The 13,419-nt window shown below is 73.0% G+C and carries 14 protein-coding genes and 1 pseudogene; 5 read left to right on the top strand and 10 right to left on the bottom strand.

Features of this window, described 5'->3' with window-relative positions; all coding sequences use genetic code 11:
- Positions 1-22 precede the first annotated feature (22 nt).
- A complete protein-coding gene (locus HUT16_RS20795; protein ID WP_014137597.1) occupies positions 23-382 on the bottom strand; it encodes an NADH-quinone oxidoreductase subunit A in 360 nt (119 codons plus the stop codon).
- A gap of 425 nt (positions 383-807) precedes the next feature.
- The gene (locus tag HUT16_RS20790) at positions 808-1,719 is read right to left on the bottom strand and encodes a DMT family transporter (RefSeq protein WP_176189625.1); all 912 of its coding nucleotides are present in this window, start codon (positions 1,717-1,719) and stop codon (positions 808-810) included.
- 173 nt (positions 1,720-1,892) lie between these two features.
- Here HUT16_RS20790 and HUT16_RS20785 point away from each other — a divergent pair, with 173 nt between their 5' ends.
- The 3 genes and pseudogenes from HUT16_RS20785 to HUT16_RS20775 form a co-directional block, all read left to right on the top strand.
- Positions 1,893-2,132: a hypothetical protein gene (locus tag HUT16_RS20785; protein ID WP_176189624.1), complete on the top strand. Its 240-nt coding sequence runs from the start codon at positions 1,893-1,895 to the stop codon at positions 2,130-2,132.
- Entirely contained in the window at positions 2,129-2,575 is a 447-nt protein-coding gene (locus tag HUT16_RS20780) for a DNA-binding protein (RefSeq protein WP_217712089.1), read from the top strand. Before HUT16_RS20785 ends, HUT16_RS20780 begins: the two co-directional genes overlap by 4 nt.
- A gap of 157 nt (positions 2,576-2,732) precedes the next feature.
- Positions 2,733-2,900, top strand: a pseudogene (locus HUT16_RS20775) (type II toxin-antitoxin system VapB family antitoxin); the annotation flags it as partial.
- Between the two features lie 75 nt (positions 2,901-2,975).
- On the opposite strand, the gene HUT16_RS20770 reads toward HUT16_RS20775, so the two are convergent.
- The 7 genes from HUT16_RS20770 to HUT16_RS20740 form a co-directional block, all read right to left on the bottom strand.
- A complete protein-coding gene (locus tag HUT16_RS20770; RefSeq protein ID WP_176189622.1) occupies positions 2,976-4,256 on the bottom strand; it encodes a geranylgeranyl reductase family protein in 1,281 nt (426 codons plus the stop codon).
- A 95-nt stretch (positions 4,257-4,351) separates the two neighbouring features.
- Positions 4,352-5,047 carry a demethylmenaquinone methyltransferase gene (locus HUT16_RS20765; RefSeq protein WP_176189621.1) on the bottom strand — a complete coding sequence of 232 codons (696 nt, stop codon included), beginning with the start codon at positions 5,045-5,047 and terminating at the stop codon, positions 4,352-4,354.
- A 44-nt stretch (positions 5,048-5,091) separates the two neighbouring features.
- Entirely contained in the window at positions 5,092-5,658 is a 567-nt protein-coding gene (locus HUT16_RS20760) for a hypothetical protein (protein WP_176189620.1), read from the bottom strand.
- Positions 5,659-5,905: 247 nt separating this feature from the next.
- Positions 5,906-6,505: a hypothetical protein gene (locus HUT16_RS20755; RefSeq protein WP_176189619.1), complete on the bottom strand. Its 600-nt coding sequence runs from the start codon at positions 6,503-6,505 to the stop codon at positions 5,906-5,908.
- A 10-nt stretch (positions 6,506-6,515) separates the two neighbouring features.
- Positions 6,516-7,724 (bottom strand): cyclic dehypoxanthinyl futalosine synthase, encoded by a 1,209-nt coding sequence (gene mqnC, locus HUT16_RS20750; RefSeq protein ID WP_176189618.1) that lies wholly within the window; start codon positions 7,722-7,724, stop codon positions 6,516-6,518.
- Positions 7,725-7,835: 111 nt separating this feature from the next.
- Positions 7,836-9,407, bottom strand: coding sequence for a serine/threonine-protein kinase (locus tag HUT16_RS20745; RefSeq protein WP_176189617.1), 1,572 nt, complete (start codon positions 9,405-9,407; stop codon positions 7,836-7,838).
- 106 nt (positions 9,408-9,513) lie between these two features.
- Positions 9,514-10,401 (bottom strand): menaquinone biosynthetic enzyme MqnA/MqnD family protein, encoded by an 888-nt coding sequence (locus tag HUT16_RS20740; RefSeq protein WP_176189616.1) that lies wholly within the window; start codon positions 10,399-10,401, stop codon positions 9,514-9,516.
- 354 nt (positions 10,402-10,755) lie between these two features.
- On the opposite strand from HUT16_RS20740, the gene HUT16_RS20735 reads away from it, so the two are divergent.
- On the top strand, positions 10,756-10,959 hold the full coding sequence (locus HUT16_RS20735) for a cold-shock protein (protein WP_176189615.1): 204 nt from the start codon (positions 10,756-10,758) through the stop codon (positions 10,957-10,959).
- Between the two features lie 283 nt (positions 10,960-11,242).
- A complete protein-coding gene (locus HUT16_RS20730; RefSeq protein ID WP_176189614.1) occupies positions 11,243-12,253 on the top strand; it encodes a bile acid:sodium symporter family protein in 1,011 nt (336 codons plus the stop codon).
- 86 nt (positions 12,254-12,339) lie between these two features.
- On the opposite strand, the gene HUT16_RS20725 is transcribed toward HUT16_RS20730, so the two are convergent.
- Complete coding sequence (locus HUT16_RS20725) at positions 12,340-13,311, bottom strand: LuxR C-terminal-related transcriptional regulator (RefSeq protein ID WP_176189613.1); 972 nt, start codon at positions 13,309-13,311, stop codon at positions 12,340-12,342.
- Between the last annotated feature and the right edge of the window lie 108 nt (positions 13,312-13,419).

The following is a 13,419-nucleotide window of genomic DNA, read 5'->3' as shown; positions in this document are numbered from 1 at the left end:
CGCGCCCGGCGGCGGCCGGTGGTCAGTCCCACTCCAGGCCGCCGCGGCGCCAGACGTAGGCGTAGGCGACGAACACGGTGGCGATGAACAGGAGCATCTCGACCAGCCCGAAGATCCCCAGGGCGTCGAAGCTGACCGCCCACGGGTAGAGGAAGACGATCTCGATGTCGAAGACGATGAACAGCATCGCCGTCAGGTAGTACTTGATCGGGAACCGCCCGCCGCCCACCGGCTGCGGGGTCGGTTCGATACCGCACTCGTACGCCTCCAACTTGGCCCGGTTGTAGCGCTTCGGGCCGGTGAGCGAGGCCATCACGACGGAGCCGACCGCGAACGCCGCGGCGATGGCACCGAGTACGAGGATCGGCGCGTAGGCATTCATAGCCCCCGCTCCCTCCGTCCAGTCGTCCTTGACTGCAGATCGGAACCACCAGGTCACCAAGGGTGAAATGATGATCCACTTCGTGGGATCCGGCTCCATGTGAGGCAGTTCACAAAGCCAGGTTGGAGCGCATCCTATGCCTGTCCGCTTGTGATCTGCGACACGCAGTTCCCGATGATCTTTGTGATCTTCGCCACCCGACGAAGACCACCGGAAGCGGATCGATCACCACTGTTCGACCCAGAGCGGGCGATTGGCCACATACAGTCGCAACCCAGCGCGAAACGGCCGCCGTTCGGCCACGCCCTATATCAATTCTGCTGCGGCCGAGGCAAATTTCGGAGTGATCCGGTTGACGTGATAGTGGATCTCACCCGCCCGGTGGACCCGGAGCGGCAGCCGCTTGACCCTTCGTTCACAAGCTCTCAAGATCCGGCGGGGCCCCGCGGCGCCCGCCGCCGGCCCCACTCGGTGCCCGCCAGCACCGCCACCGCCCCCAGCAGCGCGAGCGGCCCCGGCCGGTCCCCCGCCAGCAGCACCCCGCACAGCGCCGCCCACAGCGGCTCGGTGCCCAGCAGCAGGCTCACCCGGGACGGCGAGGTGGCCCGCACCGCCCACAGCTGCACGAAGAACGCGAACAGCGTGCACAGCAGCGACAGGTACAGCAGCAGGCCCCAGCGCGCCGCGTCGAAGGACGCCGCCACGCTCAGCGGCGACGGGCCGGCCAGCGGCGAGGCCAGCACGAACACCAGTGTCGCGAAAGCCAGTTGGACCCAGGTCAGGGCCAGCGCGTCCACCCCGCGCACCGCGCGCAGCCGGGCCGTCGCCAGCACGTTCACCGTCCGCGCCACCGCCGCGCCCAGCACCAGCAGGTCGCCCGCCGACGGCGCCCGCAGCCCCCCGTCCCCGGTCAGCAGCGCCACCCCCAGCACCGACAGCCCCGCCGCCGCCAGGAACGCCCCCGAGGGCGCCGAACGCCGCAGCGCCGCCTCCGCGAGCGGCGTGAACACCATGGTCAGGCTGATCACCAGCCCCGCGTTGGTCGCCGAGGTGTGCACCGCCCCGTACGTCTCCAGCAGGAACACCGCCCCCAGCACCGCCCCCAGCAGCGCCCCGCCGCCCCACTGCGCCGCCGACAGCCCCCGCAGCCGCCGCCACGCCACCGCCCCCAGCACCGGCAGCACCAGCGCGAACCGCAGCGCCAGCACCGCCACCACCGTCTCCGGCTCGGCGACCCGCTTCACCACCAGGAAACTCGAACCCCACACCACCGCCACCGCCAGCAGCGGCAGGTCCCGCGCGAACTGCGGACGGACACCAACGGACACGACGGCCACGGCACGGCTCCCGGAAGACTCGACGGGGGGCCCGTGCGGCATCGGACGGGAGGTTCGGAAGGCGCCACTCTCCCGCACCCGCAAGGCGCCGGGCAAGCGCTTTCGCGCCCGCCCGCCTGACCGGCGACACCTCGGGCGGCATTTTTTCCTACCGGTGGTGCTACCTTTTGGGTATGACCGTCCCAACCCGCAAGAGCCACGAGCGCGCCGGCAAGCGGTCGGTGTCGCTGGCCCAGTCGTTGATCAACGAAGTCGAGGAGCGCACGGGCCGAACCGGTTTCTCCTCCGTCGTGGCCGAGGCCCTGGAGGAGTGGCTGGCCGCCCAGAAGCTCCGCGAGGTCGTCACCGCCGACCGCGAGGAGTTCGGTCCCGTGTCCGCCGAGGCGCTGGAGCAGGCGGAACGGGAGTGGTGAGCAAGCGCCTCAAGGTCAAGGCCAGGAGCGAGGGCACTCTGGTCCTGGACGCCCAGGGGCTCTCGCTGCACGTCGACGGCGACGAGGGCATGCGGGCACGCATCGAGGTGGCCGAACGCACCGGCCGCCGGGTCGCGCTCTCCGCCCTGACCCCGTTGGAGGTCCGCCGGAGCGGCCCCGCCGCCGACCGACTCCGGTTCCTGCTCTCCCGCTTCGACGTGAAGCCCGTCACCGACGCGGTGATGGACGCCGCCGCCCACCTGCTCGACGCCTCCGGCCTCGACGGGCACGAGTGCCTGGTCGACGCGCTCGTGGTCGCTACGGCCGCCCTCTGCACGCCCCCCGTCCTGCTCGTCACCTCCGACCGTTCACACATCCCGGCCCTGTGCAAGGCCGCCGAGGAACTTCCGGGCTCACCCGTGGTGAAGATCGTCCACGTCTGAACCCGCCGCCCCAGCCGCCCGGCGGATCACGCTCTCGTCCAGGATCACCCAGTACCGCGCGCTCCTCGGACGGTCGAACTGGCTGACGTGCGAGCCGGAGCCGATGTTGATGGCACATGCCGGCTGTCAACATCGCCCACTGTCCCGGAGGCGCGGAGTGAGCATCACGCAGATCGACATCGACGACGAGGCCCTCGCCGCGGCGATGAAGCTGATGGGTACGACCACCGAGGCAGAAACCGTCGACAACGCCCTCCGCGAGTACACGGCGTGCATGGAGCGGCTGGAGGCGGCGGAACGGCTCGCCGCCGGGGACGCCCGGGGCTGAGCGCCGCCGTACGCGGAAGGCGGCGGGCAAGCGCTTTCGCGCTCGGCCGCCGCCTTGGCGGGGCCTGCGGGGTCAGGCGCGCGGTGCGACCTTGGTGAGGCCGTTGATGATCCGGTCCGCGACGTCGCCGCCGCTCGGGTCGGTCAGGTTGGCCAGCAGCTTGAGGACGAACTTCATCAGTACGGGGTGGGTCAGGCCGCGCTCGGCGGCGATCCGCATCACCTTGTCGTTGCCGATCAGCTTCACGAATGCCCGGCCGAGCGTGTAGTAGCCGCCGTAGGTGTCCTTGAGCACCTGCGGGTAGCGGGCCAGCGCGCGCTCCCGGCCCTCGGGGGTGATCCGGGCCATCGCCTGGACGATGACGCCCGCCGCGAGCTGGCCGGATTCCATCGCATAGGCGATGCCCTCGCCGTTGAACGGGTTGACCATGCCGCCCGCGTCGCCGACCAGCAGCAGGCCGCGGGTGTAGTGCGGCTGCCGGTTGAAGGCCATCGGCAGGGCGGCGCCGCGGATCGGCTCGGTCATGTTCTCCGGCGTGTAGCCCCACTCCTCGGGCATGCCGGCGCACCAGCTCTTGAGCACCTCGCGCCAGTTCAGGTCGCCGAAGGCGGGCGAGGAGTTGAGGATGCCCAGGCCCACGTTGGAGGTGCCGTCGCCCATGCCGAAGATCCAGCCGTAGCCGGGCAGCAGCTTCTTCTGCCCGGCCCGGGTGTCCCACAGCTCCAGCCAGGACTCCAGGTAGTCGTCGTCGTGCCGGGGCGAGGTGAAGTACGTCCGGTACGCGACGCCCATCGGCCGGGACTCGATCCGGTGCAGGCCCATGGCCAGCGACAGCCGGGTCGAGTTGCCGTCCGCGGCCACCACCAGCGGCGCGTGGAACTCCACCTCGCGCTTGTCCGGCCCGACCTTCGCGGTCACGCCGGTGATCCGCCCGGTGCGGTCCTGGACCGGCCCGCTGACGTTGCAGTTCTCGTACAGCCGGGCCCCGGCCTTCTGCGCCTGCCGGGCCAGCAGCTCGTCGAAGTCGGCGCGCTTGCGCACCAGCCCGTAGTCGGGGAACGCGGCCAGGTCCGGCCAGTCCAGTTCCAGCCGGACGCCGCCGCCGATGATCCGCAGGCCCTTGTTGCGCAGCCAGCCGTTCTCGGCGGACACGTCGATGCCCATGTCGACCAGCTGCTTGACGGCGCGCGGGGTCAGGCCGTCCCCGCACACCTTCTCGCGCGGGAACTCGGTCTTCTCCAGCAGCAGCACGTCCAGGCCCGCCTGGGCCAGCCAGTACGCGGTGCTGGAGCCGGCCGGACCGGCGCCGACCACGATGACGTCGGCGGTGGACTCGACGGCGGTCTCGGTCATACGGGGCTCTCTCCTGCGCGCGTCGGGGTCACGGGGGTCGGGGCCGACTCCCCGTCAACGCCTTTCCGGCGGGCGGGGTGCCGAACCACCGCAGTCTACGGCGCCTTGAAGCCGCGGTGGAGAGCGACGATGCCGCCGGTCAGGTTGCGCCACGCCACCTTCGTCCAGCCCGCCCGCTGCAACTCGGCGGCCAGCGCGGGCTGGTCCGGCCAGGCCCGGATCGACTCGGCGAGGTACACGTACGCCTCCGGGTTGGAGGACACCCTGGTCGCCACCGGCGGCAGCGCCCGCATCAGGTACTCGGTGTACACCGTCCGGAACGGCGTCCAGGTCGGCGTGGAGAACTCGCAGATCACCAGCTTGCCGCCGGGCTTGGTCACCCGCAGCATCTCCCGCATCGCCGTCTCGTGCTCCTGCACGTTGCGCAGCGCGAACGAGATCGTCACGGCGTCGAACGACTCGTCCGCGAACGGCAGCCGGGTCGCGTCGCCCGCGGTCAGCGCGAGTTCGGGGTTGCGGCTCTTGCCCTCGGTCAGCATCCCGATCGAGAAGTCGCACGGCACCACGTCGGCGCCCGCCTCCAGGAACGGCAGCGAGGACGTCCCGGTGCCGGCACCGAGGTCCAGGATCCGCTGGCCCGCGACGGCCCCCACCGCGTCGGCCACCGCCCGGCGCCACAGCCGGGCCTGGCCCAGCGAGAGCACGTCATTGGTGCGGTCGTACTTGGCCGCGACGTCGTCGAACATGGCGGCGACGTCCTGCGGCTGCTTGTCCAGATGGGCTCGGGTCACGCCCCCATTGTTCACCTTGCGGTGCCGCGCACCGTCACCAGGGCTCACCGCAGGGCGCGGCGGCCCCCCTTGCGGCGGCGCCGGGAGCGCTTCCCCTGGGTCAGCGCGGGCATCCCCTCCGCCGCGAACGCCACCGTGAAACCGGCCCGGGCCCGCTCCTCGCCCGCCTGGTGGCGGCGGAAGCGCCAGATCCGCCACAGGCACAGCGCGCACATCAGCACCGCCGCCGGCACGCTCGTCTGCGCCAACCCGACGCCCACCGGCTGCGGGTACGTCCTCCCGCACACCCGCACCGCGGAGGCGTCGTCGGCCGCGTGCTCCAGGCAGATCGGTTCGCCGACCTTGGCGTCGGCCGGCAGCCACAGGTCCGCGGCCGTCAGCCGCCGCCCGTCCACCGGGTACGCGACCTGGCTGTACGTCCCGCTGCCGCCGGGCAGTTGGGTGACCGTGCCCTCGACCCGCACCGGGTGCGCGTCGATCCGGTCCGCCTGGTCCGCCTGTCGCCACCCCAGCAGGCACATCGCCACCGCCACCACCGCGCTCAGCACGGCCCCGACGTACCACCCCCGGGCCGGTCGGGTCCGGAGACGTTCGGGGGTCTCGGCTCGCATGCGTCCTGTTCCTGGCTCGGGCGGTGGTCTGAACCGGGATGTTAGCCGCAAAGACCTCCCCGGGTCACGGGGAGTCAGAAGAAGCCCCGTCAGGGGCTCGGGGAACGGCGGGGCCAGGTCTGCTGACGGCCGGAGCCCGTCGAAGTGTCCGTGCCGCTGCGGGCCCTGAACGGAACCCGAAGCCGATGCGCGCCACGGCAGTGCACCGCCCGCAGCCACGCGCTCGCCGTTCCCCGAGCCCCTGATATCACCGCCGCCGGTACAGCAGCCGCCCGTCCAGGACCGTCGCGAGGCAGGGCGCCCCGCCCCCGGCCGGCTCCGCCGCCGTCCCGGCCGCGAACACGGCGAAGTCGGCCGGGGCGCCGACCGTCAGCGGCCGGTGCAGGGCGGTGTCCAACCCGCCGTCCGCGAGCGGGTCGAGGGGGCCCGGGCCGGTGTCCGGGCCGGGGAGGTGGCGCAGGCCGGAGCGGGTGACCGCCGTCCGGACGCAGGCGCGGTGAAGCGGGCCCGCCAGGGCCGTCGCGCCGTGGGCGAGGAGCCGTTGCAGCCCGCGCCGGGCGCTGCCGCCCCGCTGTTCGTCCGTCAGTTCGCCCGCGGGGAGCAGCGGCCGGTCCCCGGCGCCCTCCCGCGGGTCGGGGTGGTAGGCGGTCTCCAGCAGCCACGCCCCGTGCCGGTTGAGCAGCCCGGGCACCAGCAGCCCGGGCCACTCCCGGACCCGGGCCGGGCCGCCCGCGAGCTCCGCGAAGGGGCCGATCGCGGCGACCACCGCGCCGTCGACCAGCACCGCCCCGTCCTCGACCGTCTCGGAGCCGGTGAACAGCAGCCGGGCCCGGTGCAGGGTCAGCACGTCGGGGCGGTCAGTTGGTCGCCAGGATGGTCAACTCGGGGTGCGCGGTGCCGCCTTCGATCGCGGTGGAGGCGATGTGCGAGGCGACCCGCGGGTCGACCGGGTCGTTGGCCGGGTCGTCGAGGACGCGCAGGTGCTCGTAGGTGGTGGAGCGCTGGGCGGGCACCCGGCCGGCGGTGCGGATCAGGTGGATCAGCTCGTGCAGGTTGGAGCGGTGCTTGGCGCCGGCCGCCGAGACCACGTTCTCCTCCAGCATGACCGAGCCGAGGTCGTCCGCGCCGTAGTGCAGCGACAGTTGGCCGGCCTCCTTGCCGGTGGTGAGCCAGGAGCCCTGGATGTGGGCGACGTTGTCGAGGAAGAGCCGCGCGACGGCGATCATCCGCAGGTACTCGAAGACCGTGGCCTGGGTCGAGCCCTTCAGGTGGTTGTTCTGCGGCTGGTAGGTGTAGGGGATGAACGCCCGGAAGCCCCCGGTGCGGTCCTGCACGTCGCGGATCATCCGCAGGTGCTCGATCCGCTCGGCGTTGGTCTCGCCGGTGCCCATCAGCATGGTGGAGGTGGACTCGACGCCGAGGCGGTGCGCGGTCTCCATGATCTCCAACCAGCGCTCGCCGGACTCCTTCAGCGGGGCGATCGCCTTGCGCGGCCGCTCCGGCAGCAGTTCGGCGCCGGCGCCCGCGAAGGAGTCGAGGCCCGCCGCGTGGATGCGGGTGATCGCCTCCTCCACCGACACCCCGGAGATCTTCGCCATGTGCTCGACCTCGGAGGCGCCCAGCGAGTGGATCACCAGCTGCGGGAACGCGGCCTTGATCGCGGCGAAGTTCTCCTCGTAGTACTCGACGCCGTAGTCGGGGTGGTGCCCGCCCTGGAACATGATCTGGGTGCCGCCGAGCTCGACGGTCTCCGCGCAGCGGCGCAGGATCTCGTCGAGCTCCCGCGACCAGCCCTTGTCGCTCTTCGGCGGCACGTAGAACGCGCAGAACTTGCACGCCGTGACGCAGACGTTGGTGTAGTTGATGTTCCGCTCGATGATGTACGTGGCGATGTGCTCGACGCCCGCGTACCGGCGGCGGCGCACCGCGTCGGCGGCCGCGCCCAGCGCGTGCAGCGGAGCCGAGCGGTACAGCTCCAGGGCCTCCTCGGCGGTGATCCGGCCGCCCTCGGCCGCGCGGTCCAGCACGGCCTGCAACTGGGTGGCGGAAAGGTTCTGCTCGGACACCTGGCGGGCCTGCTTCCTTCATCGGAGGGACGACCCGCCCAGCGTACGCCAGCACATTTCCGCCCCACCGCAGCCCCGTTCCGCGCCGCCCGCCGCCCGGCCGGGTCCCCCCTACTGCTTGACCAGGTCGCCTTCCGGGTTGGAGCCGAGCGGCGCCTCGGAGACCGCGACGTGCAGGCCGCCGCCGCCGAGCAGGGTGTACGTCTGCTTCTCGGGGGCGCCGGTGCAGGCGCTGTCGGTGCCGTCGGGGCGTTCCTGGAGCAGGACTTCGCGGTCCTTCACCGAGAGCAGGGTGAGCACGCCCCGGCAGACGGTGCTGTCGAACGCGGAGGCGTTGCTGGTGCGGCCGACGTCCTCGCCGACCTTCCCGGCGGTGAAGGTCACGGTGAAGGTGGACCCCAGGGGGACGATCTTGGTGGTGATGGTGCCCTTGAAGGTGCCGAGGAACGCGTCGGGCAGCGCCTTCCCGTCCCCCTTCACCGACGTCGCCGTCCCGCTCGGGCTCGCACTCGCACTGGCACTGGCACTGGCACTCGGGCTCGGTGTGCCGGTGAGCGCGTCCTGTCCGGGCGAGGGCGAGGGCGGGGGCGAGGACGAGGTGCTCGGCCCGGGGCCGCCCTGCGCCCAGGGCAGGTTGCCGCTCGCCGCCAGCCCGCCGTACAGCGCGCCCGCCAGCACCACCGCCCCGANGGCGGCGGCCGCCCCCCGCCCGTCCGCCGCTCGCGGCGCCGTCCCAGGCCGTCCAGCACGGTCGGCGCCCGGTCCGCGACGGGCCGCCGACCGGCCCGCCGTCGCCCTCCAGGTCGAGCAGTTCGACGGCGGCGCGGCCGACCGCGGCGGCCAGCGGGCCGGCAGCCAGCCCCCGGGGCCGTCCGCGGCGGCGGGGGCGAGCCGGGCGCGCAATTCGGCGGGGGCGGGGCGGCGGGCCGGGTCCTTGGCGAGGCAGGCGGTGACGGCGTCCAGCAACTCGCCGTCCAGGCCGTCGAGCACGGGTTCCTCGTGCAGGACGCGGTAGAGCAGCACGGCGGCGCTGACGCCCTCGCCGAACGGGGCGGTGCCGGTCGCGGCGAAGGCCAGCAGCGCGCCGAGCGAGAAGACGTCGCCGGCCGGTCCGGTGGGCGAGCCGGCGGCCTGTTCGGGCGACATGAAGCCGGGCGAGCCGACCACGTAGCCGCTGTGGGTGAGCGTGGTGGCGGCGTCCAGCGCGCGGGTCACCCCGAAGTCGATCAGCCGGGGGCCGTCCAGGGTGAGCAGCACGTTGGACGGCTTGACGTCCCGGTGCACCAGGCCGAGGGCGTGCACCTGCTCCAGGGCCTCGGCGAGCCGGGCGCCGAGGGCGTGCACGGAGGGGACGGGGAGCGGCCCGGCGGTGCGGACGGCCTCGCCGAGCGAGGGGCCGGCCACGTAGCCGGTGGCGACCCAGGGCCGGGGGCCCTCGGTGTCGGCGTCCAGCACGGGGGCGGTCCAGCGGCCGCCGACCCGCCGGGCGGCGGACACCTCCTGGCGGAACCTGGCCCGGAACTCGGGGTCGTCGACCAGTTCGGAGCGCACCACCTTGACCGCGACGGTCCGCCCGCCGGCGGTCCGGCCCAGGTAGACCCGTCCCATGCCGCCGGCGCCGAGCCGGCGCAGCAGCCGGTAGTCGCCGATCGCCGACGGATCGTCGGCCGTGAGCAGTTCCATGCCCGTCCCCCTCGTCCGTCACCCGGAACGCCCGCCGCGCGGGGCGTCCCGGCCGTCCGATCATCCCAGGACGGCCGTCGGCCGGGAACGCCGGTCCCCGAACCGGTCAGACCACCGCGGGCGCGGTCTCCAGCAGCCGGATCGGCACGTCGGGGGCGAAACCGCTGTCGTGCGCGACCCGGCGGGCGAACTCGGCGATGCCGGCCAGCTGGCGCTCGCCGAGCGAGAAGTCGAGCGCCCGGGAGAAGTACGTCTCCAGCAGCGGGGCGTCGAACTCCTCCCAGCGGGCGGCCTGCTCGGCGACCTTGCCGGCCTCGGCCAGCGAGAGGTCGCGGGACTCCAGGAAGGCCCGGTGGACGGCGGCGGTCAGCTCGGGGTGCCGTTCGGCGTACTCGCGGCGGGCGGCCCAGACGGCGAAGACGAACGGCAGCCCGGTCCACTCCTTCCACATCGCGCCGAGGTCGTGCACGGCCAGCCCCTGCCGGGGGGCCTGCTCCAGCGAGGCGCGCAGCGCGGGGTCGCCGATCAGGACGGCGGCGTCGGCGTCGGCGAGCATCGCGTCCAGGTCGGGCGGGCAGGAGAAGTACTCGGGGCGCACCCCCTCGCGCTCCTCCAGCAGCAGCCGGGCCAGCCGCACCGAGGTGCGGCTGGTCGAGCCGAGGGCGACCCGGCGGCCGTCCAGCTCGGCCAGCGGGACCTTGCTGACGATCACGCAGGACATCACCGGTCCGTCGCTGCCGACCGCGATGTCGGGCAGCACCACCAGTTCGGCCGCGTTGCGCAGGTACTCCACGCAGGTGATCGGGCCGAGGTCGAGTTCGCCGGCCACCAGCCGGTCGCTGAGCTTCTCCGGGGTGTCCTTGCTGAGGTCGAGGTCGAGCAGGTTCCCGGTGCGCGCGAGGCCCCAGTAGAGGGGAAGACAGTTGAGGAACTGAATATGGCCGACCCGCGGCCTGACCGCGCTCTCCGGCTGTCCGGCATCCCTACTGCTCACCGTGTGCTCCCTTGCGGTTGGTGCTCTCCCGGCAGGGTATGCCCGCTGATTGGGACGGTCCGCATCCGGTCTCCGACACACCGTCCGACACCGTTGTTCACCCCTGGTCGGGGCAGCCACCGCGTGCTACCGTTCCCCTCAGTTGCAGTTTGATTCCCCTTGCAGTACTTGGAGCCTGCGGAGCATGTAACCGCAGGCTTTTTGTAATTTTTCAGCAGTATCAGGCGTCAATTGACTTTTGATTGAAGCACTGTGCGAAAAACTCCGGACTCGTCCGGAGGCGGGGCGATCAGCGCAGCGGACCCGGGCGCCACAAGGTGTGGCGTCCACAACGTCCCTCGCAAGGAGAACGGCATGGCGACCGGAACCGTCAAGTGGTTCAACGCCGAGAAGGGCTTCGGCTTCATCGCCCAGGAGGGCGGCGGCCCCGACGTCTTCGTCCACTACTCCGCCATCAACGCGACCGGTTTCCGCTCGCTGGAGGAGAACCAGGCGGTCAGCTTCGACGTCACCCAGGGCCCGAAGGGCCCGCAGGCGGAGAACGTCACCCCCGTCTGAGACGGGATCTCCCGTTTGATCGCTCACGGCCCCTCGGGTCCGTACGAGTAGCAGTTCCCAAGGAGGCCCGCCCCGGCGGGCCTCCTGCCTTTTCCCGAATTCCCGGTTGCCGCCGCATTCCCCCGTTTGCTCCCGCATTTATCCCCGCTGCCCGTTGCCGCCCGTTGCACCCCGTTGCACCCCGTTGCACCCCGATGCCGCCCGTTTCGGCACCCCGCCGCGTCGCCGCCCGCTCGGGCACCCCGCCCCGGGTGCCCGCGCACCGCCGGGAGAGGATCGGTGCATGCACCGCCTCCGATCCGCCCGCCGCGCCCTGGACCGCTCGCTCGGCCGGATCGGCATCGACGCCTACCTCCTGCTGCTGCTCGGCACCGTCCTGCTGGCCACCCTGCTGCCCGCCCGGGGCGGCGCCGCCACCGCCGTCACCGACGCGGTCTCGCTCGCCGTGGCCCTGCTGTTCTTCCTGTACGGCGCCCGGCTCTCCCCGCAGGAGGCGCTGGCCGGCGCCCGGCACTGGCGGCTGCACCTGCTGATCCTCGGCTGCACCTTCGTGCTGTTCCCGCTGCTCGGCGAGGCGACCCGGCTGCTGCCGGACTCGGTGCTGCCGCCGGAGCTGTTCACCGGCGTGCTGTTCCTCACCCTGCTGCCGTCCACCGTGCAGTCCTCGATCGCGTTCACCTCGGTCGCGGGCGGCAACGTCGCGGCGGCGATCTGCGCCGCGACCTTCTCCAGCCTGCTGGGCATCGTGCTGACCCCGCTGCTGGCCGCCTGGCTGCTGTCCGGCGCCTCCGGCGTCGGCGTGGACGGCGGCCAGGTGCTCGACATCGTGCTGCAACTGCTCGTCCCGTTCGCCCTCGGGCAGCTGCTGCGCCGCCGGGTCGGGCCGTGGATCGCCCGGCACCGGCTGGTCACCACGGTGGTCGACCGCGGCTCGATCCTGCTGATCGTCTACAGCGCGTTCGGCGAGGGCGTCCGCGAGGGCATCTGGAGCCGGGTCACCGTCGGCCAGCTGCTCTGGCTGGCCGCGATTTCGCTGGCCCTGCTGTCCACTGTGCTCGGCTTCACCCGCCTCGCCTCCCGGCGGCTGGGCCTCTCCCGCGCGGACGGCATCACCGTCCGGTTCTGCGGCTCCAAGAAGTCCCTGGCCAACGGCCTCCCGCTGGCCACCATCCTGTTCCCGGCCCCTGCGGTGGGGCTGGCGGTGCTCCCGCTGATGCTGTTCCACCAGCTCCAGCTGATGGTCTGCACCGTCCTCGCCCAGCGCTGGTCCCGCCGGACCCCGCCGCCCGGGTGACCCCTACCACCGGCCGCCCCGCGGCCCGGAGCCGGCGCAGGACCCGCCGCGCCCGCCGCCGACCCGCTCCGGCGGGCCGCTCCGGCTCAGATCCAGCCGCACTGGGCCGCCTTGATGCCCGCCTCGAAGCGGCTGGCCGCGTTGAGCCGTTCCATGATCGAGGACATGTGGCGGCCGACCGTGCGCGAGGAGACGCCCAGCCGCTGCCCGGCGGCGTCGTCGGTGAGGCCGCCGCCGAGCAGGCGCAGCAGTTCGCGCTCGGTGGGGGTGAGCCCGGTGTCGGGGTCGCCGGTGGTGGCGGCGCCCAGCGGGACGGCGGTGTTCCAGGCCTGTTCGTACAGGTCGAGCAGGGCGCCCAGGATGCCGGGTTCGGTGACGTGCAGCGCGCCCTTGCGGGTGTCCTCGGGGTCGATCGGGACGAGGGCCTGGCGACGGTCGACGATGACCACGCGCTGCGGGATGGTGGGGGCGGTGCGGACTTCGCCGCCCCGGCTGATCAGCCACTGGGCGTAGCCGTGGACGTGCGGCTGGTTGCGGGTGGCGTCCTGGTAGAGGGTGCGCACGGCGACGCCGCGGCCGAGCACGCCCTCGTCCCCGGGCCGGGAGGCGTCGAGGTCCTCGGCCCGCTGGACGCCGGGCTGGCTGCTGAGCACCTCCTGGACGGTGACCCGGCCCATCTGCTCCAGGCGGTGGTGGATGGCGTCCATGCCGAGCAGGCGCTCGCCGTGGGCGGCCCGGTGCTCGGCCCGGTCGGCGACCATCCGGGTGACCGCGGCGCGGGAGGCGGCGAGGGCGGCCTGCCGGGCGGCGAGGTCGGCCTCCTGCCTGGCCAGCATGTCGGCCAGCCCGACGGCCGGGTCGATCGCCCGCATCCGGCCGGGGTGCTCGGCGGAGGCGCGCACCAGCATCAGCGCGCCGAGCTCGTCCAGGCAGTCGCGGATCCGGCCCGGCGCCAGGGCGCAGCGCCGGGCGAGGCCGTCCACGGAGTCGGTGGGGTGGTCGAGCATGGCCCGGTAGACCAGGCCGCTCTCGACCGACAGCCCCAGTGCTTCGAACATGGCTTCCCCCCAGGAAGTCTCAACGTGGTGCGGGCCTCGCGCTCCCCCTGCGCGAAGGCTCCAGCATCCTGTCAGCGCGCCGGGGTGCCCACAAGCGCGGTTTTGCCG

This window comes from Kitasatospora sp. NA04385 (genome assembly GCF_013364235.1).
Classification (GTDB): domain Bacteria; phylum Actinomycetota; class Actinomycetes; order Streptomycetales; family Streptomycetaceae; genus Kitasatospora.
Note: the sequence above shows the minus strand (reverse complement) of the source record. Positions and strands in the feature narration are given on the sequence as shown.